This is a genomic window from Pararobbsia alpina (genome assembly GCF_965118125.1).
Lineage (GTDB): Bacteria > Pseudomonadota > Gammaproteobacteria > Burkholderiales > Burkholderiaceae > Pararobbsia > Pararobbsia alpina_A.
In genome coordinates this window covers 767,386-790,077 of the sequence record NZ_OZ221288.1, presented here as the reverse complement: position 1 = coordinate 790,077, position 22,692 = coordinate 767,386, and the positions used below count along the sequence as shown (strand labels likewise).

19 protein-coding genes are annotated in these 22,692 nt (G+C 55.7%); 4 read left to right on the top strand and 15 right to left on the bottom strand.

The genetic code is table 11. The annotated features are described in order from the left end of the window. Positions 1–113 precede the first annotated feature (113 nt). From ACMFWR_RS21880 to ACMFWR_RS21860, 5 genes are all read right to left on the bottom strand, one after another. Entirely contained in the window at positions 114–878 is a 765-nt protein-coding gene (locus tag ACMFWR_RS21880; protein ID WP_413196785.1) for a type IV toxin-antitoxin system AbiEi family antitoxin domain-containing protein, read from the bottom strand. 424 nt (positions 879–1,302) lie between these two features. Further along, positions 1,303–1,587, bottom strand: a complete 285-nt coding sequence (locus tag ACMFWR_RS21875; protein ID WP_413196784.1) for a hypothetical protein — start codon at positions 1,585–1,587, stop codon at positions 1,303–1,305. A gap of 139 nt (positions 1,588–1,726) precedes the next feature. Beyond that, positions 1,727–1,975, bottom strand: a complete 249-nt coding sequence (locus ACMFWR_RS21870; protein ID WP_413196783.1) for a hypothetical protein — start codon at positions 1,973–1,975, stop codon at positions 1,727–1,729. 432 nt (positions 1,976–2,407) lie between these two features. After that, positions 2,408–2,902, bottom strand: a complete 495-nt coding sequence (locus ACMFWR_RS21865; protein ID WP_413196782.1) for an HAD domain-containing protein — start codon at positions 2,900–2,902, stop codon at positions 2,408–2,410. 22 nt (positions 2,903–2,924) lie between these two features. After that, entirely contained in the window at positions 2,925–3,527 is a 603-nt protein-coding gene (locus ACMFWR_RS21860; protein WP_413196781.1) for a hypothetical protein, read from the bottom strand. 200 nt (positions 3,528–3,727) lie between these two features. Between ACMFWR_RS21860 and ACMFWR_RS21855 the strand changes: the two genes are divergently transcribed. Continuing rightward, a complete protein-coding gene (locus tag ACMFWR_RS21855) occupies positions 3,728–3,964 on the top strand; it encodes a helix-turn-helix domain-containing protein (protein WP_413196780.1) in 237 nt (78 codons plus the stop codon). Positions 3,965–4,225: 261 nt separating this feature from the next. On the opposite strand, the gene ACMFWR_RS21850 is transcribed toward ACMFWR_RS21855, so the two are convergent. The 4 genes from ACMFWR_RS21850 to ACMFWR_RS21835 form a co-directional block, all read right to left on the bottom strand. Further along, on the bottom strand, positions 4,226–5,791 hold the full coding sequence (locus tag ACMFWR_RS21850; RefSeq protein ID WP_413196779.1) for a hypothetical protein: 1,566 nt from the start codon (positions 5,789–5,791) through the stop codon (positions 4,226–4,228). After that, complete coding sequence (locus tag ACMFWR_RS21845; protein ID WP_413196778.1) at positions 5,775–6,317, bottom strand: hypothetical protein; 543 nt, start codon at positions 6,315–6,317, stop codon at positions 5,775–5,777. Before ACMFWR_RS21845 ends, ACMFWR_RS21850 begins: the two co-directional genes overlap by 17 nt. Before the next feature lie 61 nt (positions 6,318–6,378). After that, a complete protein-coding gene (locus ACMFWR_RS21840; RefSeq protein WP_413196777.1) occupies positions 6,379–8,550 on the bottom strand; it encodes a hypothetical protein in 2,172 nt (723 codons plus the stop codon). Further along, positions 8,543–10,612 carry a hypothetical protein gene (locus ACMFWR_RS21835; RefSeq protein ID WP_413196776.1) on the bottom strand — a complete coding sequence of 690 codons (2,070 nt, stop codon included), beginning with the start codon at positions 10,610–10,612 and terminating at the stop codon, positions 8,543–8,545. Before ACMFWR_RS21835 ends, ACMFWR_RS21840 begins: the two co-directional genes overlap by 8 nt. A gap of 206 nt (positions 10,613–10,818) precedes the next feature. On the opposite strand from ACMFWR_RS21835, the gene ACMFWR_RS21830 reads away from it, so the two are divergent. Beyond that, entirely contained in the window at positions 10,819–11,157 is a 339-nt protein-coding gene (locus ACMFWR_RS21830) for an acyl-CoA thioesterase (protein ID WP_413197318.1), read from the top strand. Between the two features lie 27 nt (positions 11,158–11,184). Continuing rightward, complete coding sequence (locus ACMFWR_RS21825; RefSeq protein WP_413196775.1) at positions 11,185–12,207, top strand: LLM class flavin-dependent oxidoreductase; 1,023 nt, start codon at positions 11,185–11,187, stop codon at positions 12,205–12,207. Positions 12,208–12,283: 76 nt separating this feature from the next. On the opposite strand, the gene ACMFWR_RS21820 is transcribed toward ACMFWR_RS21825, so the two are convergent. Together ACMFWR_RS21820 and ACMFWR_RS21815 are read right to left on the bottom strand one after the other, a co-directional pair. Further along, the gene (locus ACMFWR_RS21820; protein ID WP_413196774.1) at positions 12,284–12,691 is read right to left on the bottom strand and encodes an Hsp20/alpha crystallin family protein; all 408 of its coding nucleotides are present in this window, start codon (positions 12,689–12,691) and stop codon (positions 12,284–12,286) included. Between the two features lie 13 nt (positions 12,692–12,704). Beyond that, positions 12,705–13,139 carry an Hsp20/alpha crystallin family protein gene (locus tag ACMFWR_RS21815; RefSeq protein ID WP_413196773.1) on the bottom strand — a complete coding sequence of 145 codons (435 nt, stop codon included), beginning with the start codon at positions 13,137–13,139 and terminating at the stop codon, positions 12,705–12,707. A gap of 586 nt (positions 13,140–13,725) precedes the next feature. Here ACMFWR_RS21815 and ACMFWR_RS21810 point away from each other — a divergent pair. Then, entirely contained in the window at positions 13,726–15,837 is a 2,112-nt protein-coding gene (locus tag ACMFWR_RS21810; protein WP_413196772.1) for a hypothetical protein, read from the top strand. A 257-nt stretch (positions 15,838–16,094) separates the two neighbouring features. Here ACMFWR_RS21810 and mctP read toward each other — a convergent pair whose 3' ends face one another. The 4 genes from mctP to ACMFWR_RS21790 form a co-directional block, all read right to left on the bottom strand. After that, a complete protein-coding gene (mctP, locus tag ACMFWR_RS21805) occupies positions 16,095–17,537 on the bottom strand; it encodes a monocarboxylate uptake permease MctP (protein ID WP_413197317.1) in 1,443 nt (480 codons plus the stop codon). A 29-nt stretch (positions 17,538–17,566) separates the two neighbouring features. Then, positions 17,567–17,767: a DUF3311 domain-containing protein gene (locus ACMFWR_RS21800; protein ID WP_413196771.1), complete on the bottom strand. Its 201-nt coding sequence runs from the start codon at positions 17,765–17,767 to the stop codon at positions 17,567–17,569. 391 nt (positions 17,768–18,158) lie between these two features. Continuing rightward, a complete protein-coding gene (locus ACMFWR_RS21795) occupies positions 18,159–20,531 on the bottom strand; it encodes an ATP-dependent DNA helicase (RefSeq protein ID WP_413196770.1) in 2,373 nt (790 codons plus the stop codon). Next, on the bottom strand, positions 20,528–22,519 hold the full coding sequence (locus tag ACMFWR_RS21790; protein ID WP_413196769.1) for a VRR-NUC domain-containing protein: 1,992 nt from the start codon (positions 22,517–22,519) through the stop codon (positions 20,528–20,530). The genes ACMFWR_RS21795 and ACMFWR_RS21790 overlap by 4 nt, the downstream gene beginning before the upstream one ends. Between the last annotated feature and the right edge of the window lie 173 nt (positions 22,520–22,692).

The window sequence follows — 22,692 nt, the reverse complement described above, 5'->3', positions numbered from 1 at the left end:
TGCATCGAAGTGTCAGTCGTAGGCGCAAAGCAGTAGCGCATGAAAGATGCCGGAGACTGTCTGGTACGCTTGCTAGACATTGCCCTCTCACGCCGGACGTTTTTGTTCCGACATTAAGCAACACTCGCGAGGTCGGTGTTGATGAGGACTTTCCATCGCTCCGACACGTCTCCTTTAGAGCTTGTGCCGGATACATCAAGTCGTGTTCGCTGAACGCGCTTTTCATTCAACCAATAGGCCACTCTTTGCGCGTGTTTCTTGTACGCCGCGTGCTCAAGCAAATAGCCGAAGCGCTGTGCCGCTGCAATGTCAGCTGCAGCCGCGAGTGACAACGCAATGTCCTCGTTCGCCAGTTTCTCTCCGAGGTCTTGCAAAATAAGGTTGGCGCGCTCGATGCCGCCCACAGTCGGCGCGTGGCGTATCAAGTCGAGAAGCGTCGTTGCGACTGAGCTCACGACAACCTTGCTCTTTTCGGTCCGAAGCGTCACCGTTGGAGCATCCGCAATGCCTTGCTTGACAAAAAAGCGCAGCCTGAACGGGGCCACCTGAAGCTCACGGCGTGGCAAAGGAAGGAAAATCTGCGTCTCCATGACGGCGAAGTGCGACGAGCCGTGTGCGGTGGCGGCAGACAGGAGGCCAACGTGGTAGGTGACCTCCTTTCGGGAGAGATAGTCATGCAGCCACCACGCAACGGGTGGAGCGCCTTTGGATATATGCTCGGGCGGAACAATGAGCCAAAATCCGGACCGGCGTGCGAGCGGCACCACTAACCCCTGTGTGTTCAAACGCAATAACGCGCTTTTACCCGCCGCGCCACCCGGTTCTCGACCAGTGAGCGCCTCGAACTCTTCCGTCTCGAAGCAGTAGCGCGCTTTCATTTGAAGTCGCCGCAATGCTTCAACACTCGAAAAGGGGCGGTGTCTGCGATTCATCGTGCTCGACGAAGGGTATTGTGCGACCGTGCGCAAATTTCACTGTAGAAAAGGCAGCTTTCTAGTTTGCGTACGGCGACGAAATTTGATGGCTTACGCAAATCAAATAGCAATTTTTAGCACTCCGAGTTCGGTCAAAATGGCGTGAGGCCAAGCACCCGTCTAAGAGAGTCATTGGAGTCACGCTGCCGTGGGTTTTCGCAACGAAAGACGATACGAGGACGTTTGCAAGTTCATCGCGTAGCAAAACTTGATTGGGAGACGACAGATGGCGCTTCGTGACATGAACGAAGCGGTGCGTCGACGGGAAGAATCAAGCCTCGACTGACTTTTCACGCCTTGTGTGAACAGTTGCTTTCGGAGCCTCTCACTACTCAAACCTCAGGTTCGTCGGTCCAGACGAAAGAACTACGACACGGATATGCTCGGTAACAATACCGTTGTATTCTGGTTCGCGTCTTACCGGGTCGCCGGGATAGCGAACTTCAAACCATCCGCTTCCGTAATATCCCGTCTCGCGGGTCCAGTTCTCGCCTCTCGCATCGACTTCGCGAACTTCGTCAGATTCATCTCTGTCAGCGTACTCGTCGAGCCAAATGACAATGGCATCGGGGTCAACTTCCGCTAGTTTCTCAATGAGTTCTCGTACTGTCACAATAGCTTCCTTGCTGCCTCAGCCGACACCTGGGAGTCACTATGGGGCCGGTCGGTTCGTCTTCCATCGTTGGCTCAGCTCACAACTTTAGGTATCGACGTACGGTATCCCTTGGCGCCGTCGCGTCAGGGCGTTCCTTTCAATTCAGTTTTCTTCTGTCGACTGTATTTTCCGTGCTGCGCCGACGGTCATACAGCTCGTCTCTGAGTGCTTTCTTGAACATCATGCCGAGCTCAAACGGAGACATTGTCATCAAGCTGACGTATGTCCGGGGTAGCACCGCGCTGAAGTATTTCGAACAGGCTTCATCGAACGCGTCATCAACTACCTTCCTTGCTGAATCATCAGCCGCGACTGACAATTCCGTGTGTTTCTTCGCGGTCGTCATTTGTTTCGTTGGGAAAGGCGCGTCTTCGCCGACACCGATGTACGGCTACCGGGTATCAGTTGCTCGGTCACGTCCTTCCAAGGTTGACCGGCCCCGAGGACCTTGTGCACCTGGTTCCACAAATCACTCGCTTCTTTGTCGTATCCACTAGGACCAACAAGTACGTAGCGACGACCGCTTTTTGTTCGCGCACGTCGCGCAAGGGGGTCGAGTTCGACAATCTCCGTGCTGACCCTGCCATCCCGATTTGCGACGCAGTGACCGACGAGGTGACGGCGACTGCCGTCAAAAAATCTCGAATCGACCAGCGTTTGAGAAAGGCTGTTTCCTGCGTCTGGTCAGGCGGAGGGCAAAACCCAATGGCCATTCGAACCTCCGAACAAAGTGCAGGTGCACTACGCTGGCGTGTCTGCCTCTATTCAAGACGACCGGTCAGCGACTCATTTCGGACAATTTGTTTCTTAGACGTGTCACTACTGCGTCGTCGCCGAGCCCGACCTCGGCTTGGCAGAGAACGAGCCTATCCATGCAACTTTCGAAACCGTCCTTTCTGTCGTCAATCGCGAGCCACTCAACAAGGGAGTGACGCCGAACGTAATCGAGCACTTGCTCGCCCCGTTTCAGCATCGGCCAGAATTGCTCATTAAATTCGCACCCTTCGAACGTAGCTCCAGTGACCCGATTTTGGAGTGATTCGCTAGGAAGCATGCGTCGCGTTTGGGCCGCGCCGAATCTAAACGCCCAATCACTTGAGAAAACAACCTCAATCGCAGGGAACGGACGAAGAACATCCTCAAGCACCGGCGCAAATTCGAACAGCTTGATAACGCCGGGCGAACTGGTCACGATTCCCGTGCTATTCACGTATGTAGCGCCTCGATGCAGAACGCCGTCGATGTCCAAAAAGAGCGCTGTCCGTTTGTCCATTTTCTAGTTGCCAGGCATTTACTCAAGGCCCCTCGCCAAGGAGGGATTGCAGTGCGAGCTGAAATTTCTCATCTTGCTTCGCGTGCAGCGCGGAAGCATTCTGCCGCGCTCGTTCAAGCGGTTGGCCTCCAGGCATTGCCCCAAGTTCTTGGGCACGAGTCACCCGCCGCACTGCAAGATAGCCAATCTCTCGAAGCCGCGAGATGAGCGCGGATTGCGCTTCGCTGTCGAATCCAATTCCTTCGTGAAAGTCGATGCGTCGGGAAGGAGGTATTTCGCAAAACCCAAAGTCTGGCGGTGCGACGACCAGGTAAGGTTCTGGGCGCGTCGACATGAAACTCAGCACGGACTGTTCTTGTGCCGCGCTTGAGTCCATCAGTCCGTTGACGATTCGTCGCCCAAGCGCGGCACAAGTGGTGCGAATAGTGTGGATTTCGTACGCACAAGGCCAGTCGTTGCCAACTACAACTACGACCCCAGGGATGTCCTCCACTGCGGTCATCAACGCCAGCAAATCCGCGTCGGGTCGGCCACTGGAATCAATGATGCCATCACGACGCGTGAGTGGCCGGTGTTCTGGCAAATCGCTCAAAACGCCATCAATGCAAAAAAAGACGTAGACCATGTTGCGCCGAGAAGATGCTTATCAATTCCGTCGCGGGTCAAGGGCCGTGGCCGTGGGGCGCCATTTTTCACTTTCCCGCGCAGAGTCTGCGAATCGCCCAAAGTGTAGTCTTTCGAAAATGAGATGTAAACACAGTAGACGAATGTACGGTAGATGTATGCTGAGTAGACGCAGACGCGGTGTTCGGTGAATCTGCGCGAATGGAAGAAATTGACAAAAAAATAGCGGACCCCTGGCTGAGACGCCGGCTTGCGGAGAACATTCGTAGACTGCGTCTGGAGGGCGGCCTATCCCAGGAATTTCTGAGTGAAAAGTGTGGGTTTCATCGAACTTATGTCAGCCAGGTCGAACGCTCAGTCGCAAACATAACGCTTGACAACCTTCAGCGACTCGCCGAGGCGCTAGAACAGGACCCGGGCGCGCTTCTCAAAGGCTAAGCGTCGATGCGGGGCGTTAGATATGTGAACCGGCGACGGCGGCCTTTGTTGCACCACATAAGTGGTTCGCTACGATTTCGGCCAATAGCACCTCGACCGCGTGGGCGTCGTCTCGAGACGGGAGCTTGGTCAGAGCGAGACGGGGCGAGTTGGCTTAGTCGCGTAGTCAGGCAATGCTCTCCTCCCTCAGCCACTTGGAAATGCAACAGATGCGCGCGGCTACTTGCATCTAGTGCCCGGGCTAGCGCCGGAAGGCGAGCGTTACACGGCAAGATGTCGGGTGAGGGCGGGCAGCGGGTGAGCTTTCACGCGTCGACATGCGTCAAGAGCGTCCTTCATTTCCTTGGTGGCGAGTTCGAAATACTCCAGTCGTTCACGAAGGTAGGCTGCTTGCTTTGCTGGCGATGTGGATTTAATCGCATCGAGTTCCGGAGCGAGGTTATGCATGACAGCTTCCATCAACACATTCAATCTCGTTGTAGCTTCAATCGCATCGAATGCGCCCAGTTCTGCCCACGCCAAGTGAATGTACGGCACGAGGCTTTCCCAATGTTTGTGACCGGTAATCGCCGCGACCTTTTGAAGCAGTGTCGAGTAGTTTGAGTCTGCAAGTGTCGCGACCACCGCATCATCTGCGCCGCTGAGGAATTCTTGAAGATGTGTGGCAACAAGCGTGGTGATTCCCCGATGGCGAAACATACTCAGGCATGTGCGTACATTCAGACTAGCTCTGCCGCAGAGTCTTCTAAAATCTGTAGTGAGACTTTCTTTAAGTAGCGGCCGTCCCAACGTGTTGATAAAAAGCGAATCAGTTGCCCTAAAAGTACCTCCACGGTCTAGAGTTTTTATCATTCTGGCACGGTGTACTTCAATGTACACTTGAAGGTCAATAATAATTCTCATTGGAACTGCAATTTTACGCTTCGCTCCGGACTCTCGTTTTTCCGTCATTAGAACAATGGACTTATCTTGTTTCATTGCAATCTGATTTTGGCTAAGTGACATGTTAGCAAGTTCACCTGGACGGCAAGGAACCGCATTCATTAACTCCAAAATCATTTTCAGAGTTCGCATTCTAAATGTGATATGCGTCAAAAAATCTGCTTCGTCGGCGAAACGCTGGCGATAGCGAGCCGGTTGCTTATGCGGATTTCCAATATTCTCTGTGGCTTGCCAAAGTTTGCTGATGCTCTCGGACGGCATAGGGGTCTTTTTTTGCGGCGTGGAAGGCGCTGGATTTAAAGAAAAGATTCGATAGGCTCGTCTACGCTTTTGAAAATCCACAGCCTCATGTTCTCGAAGCAGTATTTGATGCGGTTCATCAATTAGACCCACAATTGACCGATGTGGGAGTAAGCTTTCCTGCAACCACGTAAAAAAGCGAACACATGCTTGGGAGATTTCAATAACTTGATTAGCCTCGCGTGCTAGTTTCTCAGTTTCTTCCTTTTTTTCATTTAAAAGCTTGTTAAGCATGTCCGCGAAATCGCTTGACCGCATCTCGCAGAAATTCTTTCGATGGGCGTAGCAATATCGAACTAACGGGGAAAGTTTTACTGCTTCTTGTCGTACAGAGCCTCCGCGCCTATCTACACGCAGTCCGGAATTGAGAAGGTCAAGAAGATAAAGCTCTACTTCTACACATGGCGCACCATTTGGATAGCGCATAAATACCATCGCAACATGTTCTTGAGTTTCTGCCGGACCATATTTTCCATCCATCCCGGTGATTGTGGAAAATGTAGGAACAGAGACATCGTTGAGCACCGTAAAAAGTTGCCCATGTATTTCATTTGCAGTCCGGATGGTGTCATTTTTCGTCGTCATTTCCATCCTCCACCTTAGATAGAGTTCGAACGTTAAAAATGGACTCGTGCTCGTGTAATCGCTCATGAAGTACTGGACTAAGTTTGGCATGTGTTCGTAGCATTTCAACTGTATCCATGTATGCTGACAATAATAGAGTTCTGCCGCGAAGAAGTTCTTGAACTCGCTGAACAAGTTCTAGATTCTCTTTGATTTTTCGTTTTAGCTCTTCTCGGATACCGCGCCCGTTTCGTATTCTTCCGTGTGTGTTGGCGAGACGAAGAATCGCTACCTTTCGACGAAGCGAGTTCAATTCTTTCCATCCACCTGGTTCAACGGCGATTTCAGCTGCATTTTTTAGAGTATTCAACGAAAGTCGAACTATCTTATTGTGTGGGTCCTGGAATAAACAAATTGAAGCTTGAGTTGCACAAGCAGCGACTAATTTCTCTGAAACCTTGCCGGGTTGTTCGATGGCCGCTTTTAACAGTAACCAAAGTGCGCGCGTGCTGTCGACCGATTTGTCGATTGGTGCGTGTTTTGTCATTTTGCTATCCTTTGCTTACACAAAATGCCAGTTAATCAAGGGTAATTTTGACTGGTCGTATCTATTTCGATTTAAATCTAACCCTAACTGCCACGCGATGTTTCCGGGCGTTCGAGTTAATTTCGACGAGTTCGACAAAATAATCACCGCTGACGATGCATAATTCCAGCCAATCTTGCAACTGTTCTGGCTCGATTTCACTGATTTCGCGCACATTAAAGTGCTTACAAACTCGACCGTACAAGTCGTCCACATTTAGGATATCGGGCTTCTCTTTTGGTGAGATAGAAAAATTCCACAGTGATTTGGCTAAATGATTTGCTTCAAGCTCGGAAATGGCGATATTGGGGAACGCCCGAAGCATGTATGAAATAATAAAGCCTTCATTTGAATGGCCTGCAAGCCATCGCGCCGTATCGAGCGCTGCGTATTTAAATGACCAAATCAAAGTAAGCAAAAATGACTTTCTATTCTCGTGAACTCGCACGTACCAGCGACGCCCATGCTCATCGGTGGGCAAACCGACAAAGTCACAGAATTTGTTTAGGGCATAATTGATATGCGATACATTTTTTTTGCTGAAACCTAGGCGGTCTACCGAGAAAAAATCTGGTAAATACAATAAATATTGGTTAAGCGAATTGTCATAGTCATGAGCAAACGATTTTGTTTTTTCGCCAATGTCTTTGAGTAATTTGATTGCCTTGGAAAGAATTCGAGGTATTGGAATTCGATGGCTGTCGTATTCGTCATCTTGGACAGCTTTTCCGCGCATTTTTTCAAGCCAGTAGCCATCGCCCTGCACGAAGCTGACACAGTCCTTTGCCAAAAAGGCAATCTCGGTGACCCTGGATGGCGCAAGCCCCGCTATTACGTGTAGACAAGCCCCCAGCAGCACGTGCATGGCGTTGGACACTCCAAAATGGCGCTGCGTGCCGAGTTCTTCGGCATCTCCGGCACTGGGACCCCAGCCCGAAATGTTCAGTGGCGCTAGGTCGGGAGGAAGATTGCAAGCAAACCAGTCTTCTCGCGTTCTGCGACCGAGGTCCGTACCAAGAGCTTGGGTGCCGGCACTGTCGAAAAACTCCAAGCCTCGGATATATATGTCAACTAGTATGGGCCCATACACGAGAACCCATTTTATTGACTCATTTAGATAGGCCATAGCGACGTCTATCGGCATCCAAGGCGTATTGCCCATTGGCTGCGATTTTGTCGAAAAGAATCGGCCCGCAGACTGAAATTGTTGCGCGCTTATGTTAGGAACAACATCGCCTAAACGCGATTTAAGAAGAGAAACGGCTTCAATAGTTGATGTGAGGTGAGCAACCGAGAATTCCGCCGCTTTCGATGTCAGAATTTCATCGCGCATTTTTGTGCGATGAGACGGAAAATCCCTATAGAGCGGGGCAATTCGGACGCACAAATCGCCAAATTTTTCGATATAGTCTGGCTCAAATTGACGAAAAAAAGCGATAGCACGTTGACTATGAAATACACTCACATCGCAATTTAAGAGTGCCGCGAGCTTCTTTCGGCTAATATGCTCTAAAAAGGCGTTGCATCCAAATGCACCTGTAGCGCGATAAAATCCTCGCTCTCGAAGAAGACCAATTAATGTGCCTACATATTCATGTGGCAGGCGATTTACATCTGCATTTGCATCTGCATTTGACACGCTTTGAAATATCAATTTGTGCGGGTCTATTGATTCGAGAAATCGTTCAGCATAGCCGCCGGCGAGGAAGAGGCTTCCTTTTGAATATTGTTCGAGAAGTTCTCTGAAATTTCTGTTGTCGACATTTGAAAGATAACTGGTTTCCGGTGCAAATTTATCCGGAAATCGAAAAACAAATTGCGTTATCGTTTTTAAATTAGATATGTGAATCAAATGAGTATTAACTGACCGCACGGTCAGAGAGGAATTTTCCCTTAACAGAAATGCCGTTTTTTGCAAAAGATGTCTATAAAGTGTGTTGCAGTCATCTGAAAGTGTTGTCCCATTTGGTAGACGGTCGTCCCAGTTGACTTGCTCTCCTCGATGTCTTGCATCCACAGCCGCAGCGAGACCTGTGCGTAGCTTCCAACTGGTGTCGTGGATGTCCGAGAGTAGCCACGGAGCTTTCCATCCTGTGTCAGTGGACATTCTCCGGGCGCGAACCTCTTCCAAGAAGAGGTCAATGATAATCTCCTCTTCCTTATGAAAATCACGCGCCGAACGATATTTAGTCATAATCTGACTCTAACGCTCGAACCGTCATTTGCGCTGATTTGTCGATGTTTTGTGAGATTTTCCTCGCCTCTAAGATTGCGTCTTGGTGAACCTTCCGGTAAGCCATATTTTCGTGAGAGGGCAAGCGAGTAGAGAGGAGGTCGGCCAATTCGACCGCCGTCGCTTCTGAAAGCACCGAGCTGGCTTCCAAATCTCGAGCCGGACTGCGCACACCTCGTTGATATATTTGGTCTCTGTATGCATACATAATTGACAGAGATTCGACACCGATGGGGACGACTAAGCCTGTGCCTTCAACACTTGAGAGCTCGTGCGCGTCCGAGGGCGCGTCATTCCGGGCAAGACGTGAGTGTAGCAAAGCCGCCAATTCGCTACTGGCTGCTGCGTGCTGACTAAGCATATCCGCGATGAACGCTCGCATTTCGTCGATGCTATGAAAATCGGTACTTTCAAACGCGTAAGTTTCGTTCGCTGTCGCGACGCAAAGATTTAAATTATGAAATCGACGCGCGATTCGCGTGTTCCACGCATCGATAAGAGCTCTGGGTATATAATGTTCTAGCACAACGCGCGTTGAATTTCCGAGCTCTCGTGCCGCCTCCAAAACCGACCCCGATTTAAACCAAGCTAAGACAGCGCTAGTGCTTCGTAGTCGCGCAGGATTGATGTGCACTATTGTTTTGCTTGACGCAATTCGTGGCAGGAAATTTTGTATCCGACGCTTATGTTCGCCTACTCCGTTAAAGGCATATAGTGATGTGTAGTGAGCGGGTTTCGCCCCGTTCCGGTCGCGAAGAAAGAAAAGGCGGTCACGTAATACATCGTCTATTTTCATTAAAACCCGTGATGATTGAGTCATGTCCAACAAGACGGTTATTGCGAGCTGACTCATTTCGTCGAGTGTGCTTGTTTTTTGGGTGGAAGCTCGTCTTTTATCAACTAAAAACGAAATTCCGTCGATGACGACTTCAAAATGAAATTTCCCGTGCTTGTCGCGAATCACACTGTCGAAGAGCGGCAGCGCATTAAATTTCGGATTGCGCACCATGAGTAAAGCGTGAATGACGGTTAGGTCGGTAACGCTGATTTCACCGCACATCCATGCGAAACGTGCAGCGGTGGAAAAGCTGTCGGTTGGAGCCGCAGGACACAAGTCGGGCAACCTCAGTCGCTGCCACGACGGAAGCCAGGGATTGTTTTTGAAAGCCTGGTCGTTGCTTGGGCCCTGGGAGTTTTCCGAATATGCTCGGAGAATCCGCGCGAGTGAAATCTCTGTGCTTCCCGGGAAAATTTCGCCTTCCAACGCTTTATGCATTGCGTTGTATGGCGAGTCGAGAATGTGCGTTTGAACGCGGTCAAAACGCTGCTTTATTTCCTTCCACTGTGCTTGCGTGCACATTGCGAGTAGCTTTTGGCCGTAAGCATAGTGTTCGGACATTGAAATAACATATGCAACGAAATCGCTGTCGACCGCCGCGCGTGCGTTGATAAGGCTTGTTTTAAAGTTCTCGAGATACTCTGCATCAGTCTTGCTGATGTCGAGGTTGATTAGCGTTTCACTTCCATTCGCGTGTCGAGTTGGTCGACGCCCTTTTCCGAGAATTGTAGGACTCTCCCTATGTGATGGCAGCTTTAGAAACCCATTTTTGGGCGGAATTATGACGTTAGAAGGAATAAGCAGTGCGATATCTCGAAGATGCGTAAATTGCTTTTGGTAGTGATTAATCCACTGTATCTTCCGCTTTTGAAGCGTCAATGTTCGATTTCGCAAATGCAATTCATAGCAACTATCAACTAACACCTGCCATTCCACGTCGGAGGCTGGAAGAGTCTTGATTTCGGTGCTTGCGACGAGACGACTCAATCCTTTTAGATACTCCGCCTCGAGCAGTTGGCTGTGGTAGCTAGTACTGCGCGTGGCGAACGGCAGAAGACCTGCCAGCACCATATCGGTGTCCCTAGATGACGCAAACACCGCCGGGATGCTCCTTGGATGTACCAGACCGCTAGCGTCCACGACAATGGCGTAAATATTTCCGGCGGCGTCGCGTTCAAGATGCATTTTTCTGCAAGCCTCCAGGCAACCATCGTCTCGTCAAAAAAAAATCAGCCGCGCCGCGAGACATTGGCTCTGCCGTTTGCCACGCCGTTGTTCAGGACTACTGCACACAGTCGTCAATCAAATTTCGTCAACGCGTGGCATGAAATGACGACTGAAAAGCAGTCTAGGTAAACTTTGACGATTGTGTTAGTACGGAAAATGGCACCCTGTTCGGCGGCAGCCTGCTCAAATGGATCGACGAAGAAGCCGCGATCTATGTGATTACCCAGCTGGGCAACCAGCGCGTGGTGACCAAGCTGATCTCGGAGATCAATTTCGTGAGTTCGGCGCGCGAGGGCGATGTCATCGAACTCGGTATTACAGCGACCGAATTCGGCCGTACGTCGATCACGCTGCGGTGTGAGGTTCGGAACAAAATCACGCGCGAGAGTATTCTGACGATCAACCGGATGGTGTTCGTCAATCTCTCGGATGAAGGCAAGCCAACCCCGCATGGCAAAACCCAGATTACGTATATGGACGCACCGGCCCGGTTCGCCGCCTGAACGATTCAGGCTTCAGCGGTCACCGTGATGATTCCATTTTCAGTTCTCGATCTTTCATCGATCGTCGAAGGCGCAACGGCCTCCGATGCGTTTCGCAATTCCGTCGATCTGGCACAGCACGCCGAACGCTGGGGATATCAGCGTTATTGGCTTGCCGAGCACCACAATATGCCGGGTATCGCGAGTGCGGCGACGGCCGTCGTGATCGGCCACGTCGCGGGTGCGACGTCGACAATTCGCGTCGGCTCCGGCGGCATCATGCTGCCCAACCACGCACCGCTGGTGGTCGCCGAGCAGTTCGGCACGCTGGCCTCGTTGTATCCCGGCCGTATCGACCTCGGATTGGGGCGCGCCCCGGGCACGGACCAGCACACGGCTCGCGCGCTGCGGCGCGCGGCGTTCGACACGGCAGACACGTTTCCTCAGGATGTCGTCGATCTGAAGGCCTACTTTTCAGGGCGGGGCGTGTCGGGTGTTCAGGCGGTACCGGGTTCGGGTCTTGATGTACCGATCTGGCTGCTCGGATCGAGTTTGTTCAGCGCGTCGCTTGCGGCTGAACTCGGTTTGCCGTTTGCGTTCGCGTCGCATTTTGCACCGGACCTCATGGAGCGAGCGATTGATCTTTACCGCAGTCGTTTCACGCCGTCGAATCAGCTCGCGAAGCCGCACGTGATGCTGGGTGTCAATGTATTTGCCGCGGATACGGATGCCGAAGGCGAGCGCCTGATGACATCGATTCAGCAGCAGTTTTACCAGCTGCGTCGTGGCACGCCAGGCCGGCTGCGTCCGCCGATCGATTCGATGGACCACATCTGGAATGAACTCGAGGCCGCGTCGATCCGCAGGGCGTTGAGTTGCGCGTTCGTCGGCTCGAAGCAGACCGTTCGCGACCAGGCGCAGGCTTTTATCGAACAGCATCGTCCCGATGAATTGATGCTGACATCGATGACCTATGACCATGCTGCACGACTGCGCTCGTTTGAGATCGCCGCGGAAGTGCGTGACGAACTGGCTGCATCGCCGAAGTCAGAGAAGTCGTTGAGCGTTTGAACGAAAGCGCACGGCAAAAACAAACGGCTGCGAGTTGCTCGCAGCCGTTTTTTCTTTGGCGCCTACCCAACGCGGTTTAGCCGATATTGACCTGAATCTGACGCGGCTTCGCTGCTTCGCGGCGCGGAATCGTTAGCTTCAGCACACCGTCTTTCAGGTTCGCTTCGATACGCGACGTATCGAAATCGTCGCTGACGACAAAGCGTCGGGCGAAAAACGGAACGCGTTCTTCGGCATAGGAGACACGCACGTTCGACGGCGTGACCTCAGCCGGCACGGCTTCAATGGTCAAGTGACCATCATGCACTCGAATATCGAGCTTTTCACGCGGCACGCCGGGCAGGTCGGCAAACAAGGTGACTGCTTGCGCGTCTTCATAAATATCGACAGCCGGTGCAATCGTCTTGCGACGGACCGTTTCTGCTGTGGCCTGGCGCGGTGCGGCCGGGGTGTCGTGCTGTGCGACTTGGGTGTTCTGGAACATGGTCAACCTCGATTTAGTGAACGGTGATGGCGCGCGGCTTGGAGACTTCGCGCTTGCCGATCGAAATGCGTAGCACGCCGTCGACGTAACGAGCATCGACCTTGTCGGCATCGGCGTGTTGCGGCAGCTCGACCACGCGGCGGAATGTGCCGTTAAAGCGCTCGCGAGCGTATTGCTTCGCTTCGGCGGGGGCATCCGTTTGCTTGCGTTCGCCGGCAATCGTCAGCAGGCCCTTGTCGATCGTGACTTCGAGCTTCGACGAATCGATGCCGGGTGCGAAAGCGACGACTTCAATCGATTCGTCAGTCGTACCGACATTAATGTGGGGGAATGCACCGTTCTGTGTCGAACGCAGGCTCGTCGGAAAGCCGCCGAAGGCGCCCGACATACGCCGATGAAGCCGGTCGAATTCGTCGAACAGGTCAGTGCCGAAATACAAATCGCTCATGGTCGATCACTCCAAATTGCGGCGTAGCCACGATGCGTGTCGCATTCAGGTGGTCCTTACTGCCGTCGTCCAGGTTGGTCATTCGTAGCGAGACATTCGCGACCGCGTTGTGCCGTTCGTGCCTGCGCTATGGAGCGAATATATGAAGGGGAAACAGGGTTTCAAGGGCCATTGAGGGAAATTACGAGGGTCTCTTGAAACACGGCGAAGTGCCCATACACTGGCAAATTGCGCTTGCTTTCGCGGCTTGCCGGGGCGGCAATTTCTTAAGTTTCCAAGTCTCCAAGTCTCCAAGTCTCCAAGTCTCCAAGTCTCCAAGTCTGCGAGTGCCGACGTCCCGAAGTCCCGCAGTTCTGGAATTCAAGCTGCACGTGTCCCGAACTTGAAGCCGGCGTTTGAAGGGCAAGTGGACGTCACGGTCAAAGCGGCGAGCGGGTTGGATCGGCCGGCGATACCCGTGGATGTACGGCTTCATGTCATTCGCGCGTTCAGCGTAGACTGCGCATGGGCGAGCAGTGTTGCGCCTGGGCATACCGAACGGCAGGGCGCTCGATGGCGCTATGCCGCATACGAATCCGGCACGCGCATGAAAACACTCGCTGCGGCGGTCGTCGTCCTGATGCTGGTTGCGCCTGGGCTCGCCGATGCGGCGGGCGATCCGGCATCGTCTGACGATATGCCGGCGTCGGCGCCGCCTGCGACAGCACCGTCGGTTTCGCCGGGCAATAGTCCGCTGAAGTTCGGCACGCCGCCGGCCGGTGGTGCACCGGCTCCGGCTCCGTCGACTGTTCCGTCGCCGACGATCGTTCCCGCACCGATCCCCGCGCCGTCTCCGTTGCCGCAAGAACCTGCTGCTCAACCCGCACCGCCTGCGCCGCCCGTAGCGTCATCCGAGCCGCTTGCGGAGCCGGCCGAGTCGACTACGCTTCCTGCACCTGCACCTGCACCTGCACCTGCACCTGCACCTGCACCTGCACCTGCACCTGCACCTGCACCTGCACCTGCACCAGCATCGGTCGTCACGCCCACGCCGGCGCCGGCACCCGCATCGACGCCAGCTGCGGTGGTCGCTCCGGCGACACCGTCGCCTGCCCCGGCAACGCCATCCGCAAGTGGTATTGCTCCAGCTATCCCGGCTGCATCGGCTCCTAACCCCACGTCATCGACGCAGGTGACGACGCCTCAGGTGACGACGCCTCAAGCGACGTCACCTCAGCCGGCCACGCCGCAGCAAACGGTGACGCCTGCGCAGGAAGCATGGTTCGTCGAACTACGCGCTGCCATTGCGAAGACGCAGCGTGGCGACACGAAGGGTTCGGAGGCCGATCTCCTGAGACTTCGACAGAGCCCGGTGTTCGGAACGGTGACCTCGGGATTGCGCGCGAGCATCGACATCATGCTGGCAGGCTGCGAGCAAGCAAACGGCGAGGCAGAGGCCGCATACGGCGACATGCTGCTAGCCGGACAAACCGACCCAGGCATTCGCACCGCGCAGTACTGGTTGTCGTTGTCGATCCTCGCGAGCGTAACGCGCCGTTATGACGTGGCCGCCGACGCCATGGCCGGCAGCATCTCCACGAGTCCCGCAGACGCCGCGAATCTCGATAGCGGATTGCTCCGCGACACCATCAATGACACACACAGTCTCAAGGACGGCGAACAGCACCGCCAAGTCCTGCTCGAAGCGCTGCGGCAGATCGACTATGCACCGCGCAACGGTGTCGATATGGCGACCGTGCAGTTCTTCTGGTTCGAACTCTTCGAGATCGACGTCGCACAAGCCCGGGATTCCGACGCACGAGAACTGCTTAAGAAACTCGATATTCCATCGATGATTGCGAGCATTCGCGCCGACGGGCGGTATCGACGTTATGTTGAAGGCAATCCGATATTCACCGACGGCGCTGCGATCAACGAACGCTACGTCGGCAATCGCAAAGCATTCGCAGACGCGCACCCACGCCAGATCGGAAGCGTCGCGACACAGGCGGTGTCATTGATGGAAGTCGGCCGCCTCGTCGATGCGCTTGCGTTGCTTGATGATGCGTTGGGCAAGGTCAACGCCGCCGCGGGGCAGACCGCATTTGACGATCAAAAGGACAACCTTCGCTGGGCACTCGACTATCGCAATCGCGTGCTCTGGCGCATGGGGCGCTGGGACGAAGCCATCACGACACAGACCAAGGCACGCGACAACGCCGCCGCATCAGGGGGCGACGTCGTAAGCCAGAAAATCAATCTCGCCGATTTGCTCTATCTCCGCGGTCGGGCGCGTGATGCCTTGATTGAATTGAACGGCGTGACCAACGACACCGCGAGTGACTACGGGCTGATGGAAGCCGAGCAGGTGCGCGTATGTTCCTACGCGCAGTTGGGAGATCGCGATCGTCTTAAAGCTTCGCTGGACACGCTGCGGAGTCATCGTGACGACGCGCCGAATCCGTTACGCGCGGCGCTCGCGTGTGCGGATGATGAAGAGGGTCTTGCGGCAATGATCATCGCGCGCCTCGATGATCCGCTCACGCGCAACGATGAGCTGGGTGCGCTTCAGATCTACTTGCCTGAGCCGCATCCGACGGATTTCGAAGCCCTGGTCAGCAAGCGTTTTGAAGCCGTGCGCAATCGAGCCGACGTGCGTGCGGCCGTCGCGAAATATGGCTTTATCGAGGCGTATCCGGTGTATGCGCCCAGTCGCTAAGGTCTCTTTTCCTTAAAGTACGTGTGACTTGACGCCGTATTTCGGCAAAGCGAACGGCTCGCAGGCCTCGTTGGCGACCGTTAAATCGCGGTTGGCGCAGGTCTCGTCCATCGAGCAGCTCGCTGAAAGCGCACGTTCTGGCGCCCAAAAACAAAAGCGGCACCTACTTTTCAGTAGATGCCGCCTTGAAACGCTCAGCCTTTCAGGCCGCCTTGTGGACCCTAAGCGATCCCTTTAGCGATCCCTTCAGAGATCTCTTAAGCAAGCTGCTTGCGCGGCGAAATCGTCGACACGATAAACGTAACGATGATATTGACGACCAGCGCGATGATGCCGATATAGAGCGGGTAGGCCGAGTCACCGAGGTGAATCGTGTACACCGGCTTGAGGCCCTGAATGATCGCGAGTGCCGTACCCGTGACGATACCGACGAGCCAGCCGAGGAACAGGCCCGGCGTCGACAGACGGCGCGTGTAGAGCGTCAGCACAATCGCCGGCAGGATCTGCAGAATCCAGACGCCGCCAAGCAGCTGCAGCTCGATCGCGAATTGCGTCGGCAGGAACACGATAAACAGCAGCGCGCCGAACTTGACGACCAGCGACACGAGCTTCGCATTCGCGGCTTCCGCGGACGGCGAGATGTTCGGGTTCACGAGCGGACGCCACAGATTACGCGTGAACAGGTTCGCCGCACCGATTGACATGATGGCCGCGGGCACCAGAGCTGCGATAGCAATCGCTGCCGCTGCGAAGCCGACGAACCACGACGGGAAGATCGTGTTGAACAGAACCGGCACGACGTCATTGGCCGACGTGACCTTCACACCCGCTGCGATCGCCATATAACCGAGCAGTGCGATCAGGCCCAGCAGGATCGTGTAGGCCGGCAGGAAGATCGCGTTCTTGCGAACCGTCGTGGCCGAGCTCGACGACAGAATCGCCGTCATCGTGTGCGGATACATGAACGCAGCCAGTGCCGAACCGAGCGCGAGCGAAGCGTACGCCGTGAACTGCGTCGGCTTGAGCACGATACCCGTCGGGCCGCCCTTGGCCTGGAAGTACGTGTCAGCAGCATGGAACACGTTGCTGTAGCCACCGAGCTTCTCGGGAATGATCACGACCGCCGCGATCACCACGATATAAATCATGATGTCCTTGACGAACGCAATCATCGCCGGCGCACGCAGACCGCTTGCATACGTGTAGAGCGCGAGGATCACGAAGGCGATGATCAGCGGCAACTCGCCCGACACGCCGAGGCTCTTGATCACGACCTGCATACCGACGAGCTGGAGCGCGATGTACGGCATCGTGGCGACGATACCCGTAATGGCGACGGCAGCCGGGAACCACTTGCCACCGTATTCGCCATGCACGAAGTCGGCGCCCGTGATGTGTTGCTTCTCGTGCGCGATCTTCCAGAGCTTCGGCATCACGGCAAACACGAACGGATACACGATGATCGTGTAGGGCAGTGCAAAGAAGCCATACGCACCGACCGAGTACACCAGCGCCGGGACGGCGATCACAGTGTAGGCGGTATAGAAGTCGCCGCCGACCAGGAACCACGAAATGACTACGCCAAACTGACGGCCGCCGAGACCCCACTCATGCAGCTGATTCAGATCGCCCGCTTTCCAGCGCGCGGCCAGGAAACCAATGACAGTGACGAGAACAAAAAAAGCGATGAATACGGCCATCGCGACGCCGTTAATGGACGTCGGTTCGCTCACTTGATGCTCCTATAAACGATATAGAGGATGAGCGAAGTCACCGGCACCCACAGAAACTGGTACCAATAGAAGAAAGGAAATCCCAGGATGGAAGGCTCGGTTCCGTTGTAGAACGGCAGCCAAAGAAGCGCGATGAAGGGAAGAAGCAAAAGCCAGCGTACTAGGCCGGGTTGCCGCTCCTGATCGTTCGTTGTCATGGTCTCTTATTACCTGTATCGGAGTGGATCTGCCGGTGCGAAACGGTGTGTGCCCCGTCGTATTGACGGGCTGCGAGTGTGTGGCGCAGCCTGAAAGCCCCGGTGCAACCGGTCGTCTTGCTGTCTCCGCGGCCGGTCTGCGCAGGCATTATGTGGGAATTCTGTCAGATTTGCAGTAACCGCAATCCCTTGTGCGACGCGGGTTTGCCCGATATGAATGCAAACTGAAAGAAAAGGATTCTTTCTCGCGGCTTTCCGGCGTCTTATTCGAGTAAATCGAGTGAATTCTGCGTGATAACCCGGAAGCGCCTGCACGCAATGTGGATATTGCTCATACGCCACACTTGCATATGCATGTGAAGCACCGCGTGCTCGCCGACAGGCACGCCGCTCAGGCTTCGCCCGAGGTGGGGCGCGCTACGCGCATCGTTCGAATGTCCCACCAGGCGGGCAGAAGCGCCTGAATTTCATTGCGGCGGTAGCGGTCATCGATCAGATGAATCGTGCCGACGTCGCGTTCAGTTCGGATCACGCGTCCCGCCGCCTGTACGACCTTTTGCAGGCCAGGGTACAGATAAGTGTAGTCATACCCGTTACCGAACCGTTCGTGCATGCGCTGCCGCACGGCTTCGTTGACAGGGTTCAGCTGGGGCAGCCCGAGCGTGGCGATGAACGCGCCGATCAGGCGTTCGCCAGGCAAGTCGATGCCTTCCGAAAAAGCGCCGCCGAGCACGGCAAAGCCAATGCCGCGTCCATCGGGCTGAAAACGTTCGAGAAACTCCGAGCGGCGTGTTTCGTCCATGCCTTGCGTCTGTTCCCAGACGGGCAGCATTGGATGCCGTTGCTTGATCAGCGCAGTGACACGCTGCAGATAGTCGAAGCTGCTAAGAAATCCCAGATAGTTGCCCGGTCGCTCGGCATATTGCGCTGCAATAAGATCGACGATCGGTTCAAGCGAACGTTCGCGGTCGCGAAAACGCGTCGACACGTTGCTGATGACATTGACCGACAGCTGTTCGGCGCGGAAGGGGCCCTGAACATCGATCGTGCGCGTATCGTCGGGCAAGCCGAGCGTATCGCGATAGAAATGAAACGGACTCAACGTGCCCGAGAACATCACGGTCATGTGCGCCGATGTATAGCGTGGCGCCAGGAAGTGCGCGGGGATGACGTTGCGCACGCAGAGGGTCGACGTCGGCGCCTTGGTCGATGTTCTGCTCCATGCCTTGCTGGATGTCTTGCGCGTTGCCTGACCCGTTTCGTCGTCGAGCCGTTCCGGATCATCGGGCCGCGCGGACAGCGTGATGTCGAACAGAGAATGGGCGCCAAATGCGTCGGCCAGGCTTCCGAAATGCAGCGCTTCAAAGTAGAAGTTGAGCAGGGCGTCGTTAAGCGCAAAGGCAGATTGCGCGAGATGGTCTGTGATCTTCGTCGTCAGGTTTTGCAGCGCGGTGACGAGGCGAACCGGTACGGTGTCGTGAACCTGGTAAATCTCCGTCTGATCGCGCACCACGGTGTTCCATTGGCGCTTAACCGAATCGAACGCACGCCTGAGGCCTGCGGGCGCCAAGGCACGAGCTGCCGCCATCGAGCGTTCGTCGAGCGTCGCGCTGTACATCGATCGAGCGCGATCGACGAGGTTGTGCGCTTCGTCGACAAGCAAGCCGACCCGCCACACATTGGCCAGCGTCAACGAGAACAGCAGGGCGCTCGTATCGAAGTAGTAGTTGTAGTCGCCCACCACCACATCGGACCAGCGCGCGAGCTCTTGCGACAAGTAGTAAGGACAGATGTCGTGCGCAAGGGCGACCTGCCTGACCGTAGCCCGATCGAGCCGCGGATGCGAGACGGCCTCAAGTCGCGCGTCCGCGAGACGATCGTAGAACCCGCGCGCAAGCGGACACGAGTCGCCGTGACACGCCTTGTCCGGATGTTCGCAAGACTTGTCGCGCGCGACGAGTTCGAGGGCGCGTAGCATCGGCACGCCTTGCTCGTCCGTGCGAAGCTGGTCGATCGCATCAAGCGCGAGCGCTCGGCCCGAGCTTTTGGCAGCGAGAAAAAAGAGCTTGTCGATCTTCTCGCCTGGGCAAGCCTTGAGTGCGGGAAACACAGTGCCGAGTGTCTTGCCGATTCCCGTCGGCGCTTGGGCGAGCAGATGGCCGCCTGTCGTGGCCGCACGGTAGACCGCGACCGCCAGCTCGCGTTGACCCGGGCGAAATGCAGGCTGTGGAAAACGCATTGCGGCAAGCGCGGCATCACGCGCCTCGCGGTGCGCCTGCTCGCGAATCGCCCATTGCAGGAAGCGCGAGCAATGCAGTGTGAAATGCTCGGCAAGCCCGGCAGCGGTGTGATGCTCGACAAGCGCCGTCTCCTTCTGCGACACGATCTCGAAGTACACGAGCGCGACCTTGATGTCCTTAAGCTCACGCTCTTCGCAAATCAGATGCGCATAGATGCGTGCCTGCGCCCAATGCAAGGCCCGATGATTGGCCGGTATGGATGTGAATTCGCCGCGATACGTCTTGACCTCTTCGATCCGGTTGTCGACGGGGTCGTATCCGTCGGCACGCCCGCGGATGCGCAGCTCGCCGAAGCTGCCGCTGAGGGCGACTTCCGTTTCATAGGGGCCTGTTCGATTTCCCGCGACGAGCGCGTGTCCCGCGATGCCTTCCTGCGCCGTGGGCGCTGGGGTGAAGCGCAGATCAAGATCGCCCTCACGTGCCGTGAATTCGCACATCGCGCGCACGGCGATCGTATAGCTCATCGCGTGCGTCTCCGGGCGAGATGTTCGGTTTCGGCGTTAGCGGCGTGGTCCGGGTTTTCCGCGTTATTGAGGCTTGGCGGTTTGTCCAGAACATCCGGGCCATGCGCCTCTTTCGGCGCAACGGACACGGACGGGTCCTCTTCATCGTCGTTGTCGAGGTCGTTGTCGTCTTGCCAGCGCACATGCATGACGTCGATCGGGATGCCGTGCTGCGCACAGTAGTCGATCCACCGGAGCTGATTGTCCTGAAGACGATCGCCAGGCCCTTTGATCTCGATGAGCGCGTAGCGACGTTCACTCGGCCAGAACTGGATCAGATCGGGGAGGCCGGACCGGTTCGCTTTGACATCGGCGAGGACACGCTCGAAGAAGCGCTTGAGATCATGAGCGGGTATGCAATCGAGCGCGAGCGTGAGCAGGTCCGTATCGAGCGCATTCCACGCAACGAACGGGGACTGCAAACCGAATTTCTCGTTAAAGCGATCGAGAATGATCTGGCGGTAAGTGCCGTTATCGAGTGCCGCAAAGCAAGCGCTAAAACTTGCGAGACGCCGGCTCGCAAAGTCGGGTGCGTGCAGATCCGCGGGGCCGCTTTGAAACGGGTGGAAGAACGCGCCGGGCAGCGGTTCGAAAATAGCGGGCCAGCAAAGCAGCCCGAACAAGCCGTTGATCAGCGTGTTTTCGACGTAGTGAACCGGCGCGTCGTCGCGATGAAGATGCGCAAGCGCGGCCCATTCGACGCGCTCGCCATCAGACGGGCGTGCGAGCGTGACATCGATGCGACGGATCGGCGTGCGTGCGAGTTCGTGGGACTCAGGCTTTTCGGACGCGATGCTTGTGAGCCCCGAGACCGACGCCAAAGAAGATTTCGCGGTGGCGGATCCTGTAGCAAGCGCCGACGAAATCGATGCATCGTCTCGGCGCTGTGAAGCTGACCCGTGTGCAGGAAACGTGTTTCCGGAAGACAGGTCGATCGCTTGAATGCCGCAAGCGTTCATAGCTTTGGCAAGCAGTCGCTTGAGCCTTGGCATCATGCGCGACACGCGTTGCAGTTCCTCGTCGCTTTCGGGTGCGGCTACCGCTTCGAGCGCAAGCGGCCATGCGCGCTCGATGAGCTCGCTGCGTTCGAGCACGCGAATCAGCCGATGCCGGGCGCCGGGATACGCACTGCGTTCATAGGCCTCGCGTGCGTGATCGAACTGCTGAAGCCGTTCACAATACTGGCCGATCTGAAAGAGCAGCTTGGCGCGGCGCGTTTCGATCCACGGGTTGTCCGAACGCGCGGATTCCGCCGCCTCGAAAAGCGCTGCGAGGTCGAGATCGGGACCGAGCTCCAATGCGGCGCGGCACGCCTGGATCTGCAGATAGGTGTCGATATCTTCACGGCGCTGAAATGCACGCGATGCGGTATCAAATGCCACGCTTTCGTACTGGAAAATGCCGAGGTCGGCGAGCACGAATTCGGACCAGTCCTGATAAAGGTTGCCGAAAAACATGAGCCGCAGGCGTTCGCACAGCGGTCCGATGGTGACATGGACCACCTCGTCCGTTGCGCCGCCGTGCCAGCTTCGATACGCGCGGGCATCGGGAAACGTGCTGCTCAAATGCTCGAGCCACGCGGACTTGCGCGTCGACGGGGTGGGCGGACGCCCGAAGATGTCGACAAGCTCAGGCTTGGTCATCAAGGCAAACAACGTGTCAAGCGGCAGCAACGGCTCGCGGTCGACCCATCCGAGCGCCGCCAGCGGGCCGATGGCGACATCGTTGTCGCCGATTTCGTCGTAATTGAGCCGGCTGGTGCGGAACAGATCGCCGCGGCGCATCAGCATCCGCACAAGCAATGCTCGCGCGGGCAGGGGTAAATCGGCAAAATGCGTCAGAAACGCGCTTTCATCGGGCGACAGCAGATCTTCATAGCGCTGCGCGAGCCACGCGAGTGCGCGCTCGAAGTTGGCCAGATAGTAATAACGCGGATCGGACGGAGTCACGGCCAGGCAAGGGCGAAGTTTCGGGCGCCGGGGCCTGAAACTTCAAATAGCTGTATATATGTACAGCATCATAGCAGGCCGCGTCGTGCAGAGAAAATAGTGGGTTTCAGTGGCGTCGGTGGCTTCAAAGGCAAGGTGGCACGGGTAGCAAGGTTGGATTCATCGCTTCGATC

Bases quoted from the DNA above. Each gene is read 5' to 3' on its own strand.
- ACMFWR_RS21850 (WP_413196779.1), bottom strand. From the start codon at position 5,791: ATGACGACGAAAAATGACACCATCCGGACTGCAAATGAAATACATGGG.
- ACMFWR_RS21855 (WP_413196780.1), top strand. From the start codon at position 3,728: ATGGAAGAAATTGACAAAAAAATAGCGGACCCCTGGCTGAGACGCCGG.
- ACMFWR_RS21840 (WP_413196777.1), bottom strand. From the start codon at position 8,550: ATGACTAAATATCGTTCGGCGCGTGATTTTCATAAGGAAGAGGAGATT.
- ACMFWR_RS21815 (WP_413196773.1), bottom strand. From the start codon at position 13,139: ATGAGCGATTTGTATTTCGGCACTGACCTGTTCGACGAATTCGACCGG.
- ACMFWR_RS21825 (WP_413196775.1), top strand. From the start codon at position 11,185: ATGATTCCATTTTCAGTTCTCGATCTTTCATCGATCGTCGAAGGCGCA.
- ACMFWR_RS21860 (WP_413196781.1), bottom strand. From the start codon at position 3,527: ATGGTCTACGTCTTTTTTTGCATTGATGGCGTTTTGAGCGATTTGCCA.
- ACMFWR_RS21835 (WP_413196776.1), bottom strand. From the start codon at position 10,612: ATGCATCTTGAACGCGACGCCGCCGGAAATATTTACGCCATTGTCGTG.
- ACMFWR_RS21865 (WP_413196782.1), bottom strand. From the start codon at position 2,902: ATGGACAAACGGACAGCGCTCTTTTTGGACATCGACGGCGTTCTGCAT.
- ACMFWR_RS21845 (WP_413196778.1), bottom strand. From the start codon at position 6,317: ATGACAAAACACGCACCAATCGACAAATCGGTCGACAGCACGCGCGCA.
- ACMFWR_RS21870 (WP_413196783.1), bottom strand. From the start codon at position 1,975: ATGACGACCGCGAAGAAACACACGGAATTGTCAGTCGCGGCTGATGAT.
- ACMFWR_RS21820 (WP_413196774.1), bottom strand. From the start codon at position 12,691: ATGTTCCAGAACACCCAAGTCGCACAGCACGACACCCCGGCCGCACCG.
- ACMFWR_RS21800 (WP_413196771.1), bottom strand. From the start codon at position 17,767: ATGACAACGAACGATCAGGAGCGGCAACCCGGCCTAGTACGCTGGCTT.
- ACMFWR_RS21810 (WP_413196772.1), top strand. From the start codon at position 13,726: ATGAAAACACTCGCTGCGGCGGTCGTCGTCCTGATGCTGGTTGCGCCT.
- ACMFWR_RS21795 (WP_413196770.1), bottom strand. From the start codon at position 20,531: ATGAGCTATACGATCGCCGTGCGCGCGATGTGCGAATTCACGGCACGT.
- ACMFWR_RS21880 (WP_413196785.1), bottom strand. From the start codon at position 878: ATGAAAGCGCGCTACTGCTTCGAGACGGAAGAGTTCGAGGCGCTCACT.
- mctP (WP_413197317.1), bottom strand. From the start codon at position 17,537: ATGGCCGTATTCATCGCTTTTTTTGTTCTCGTCACTGTCATTGGTTTC.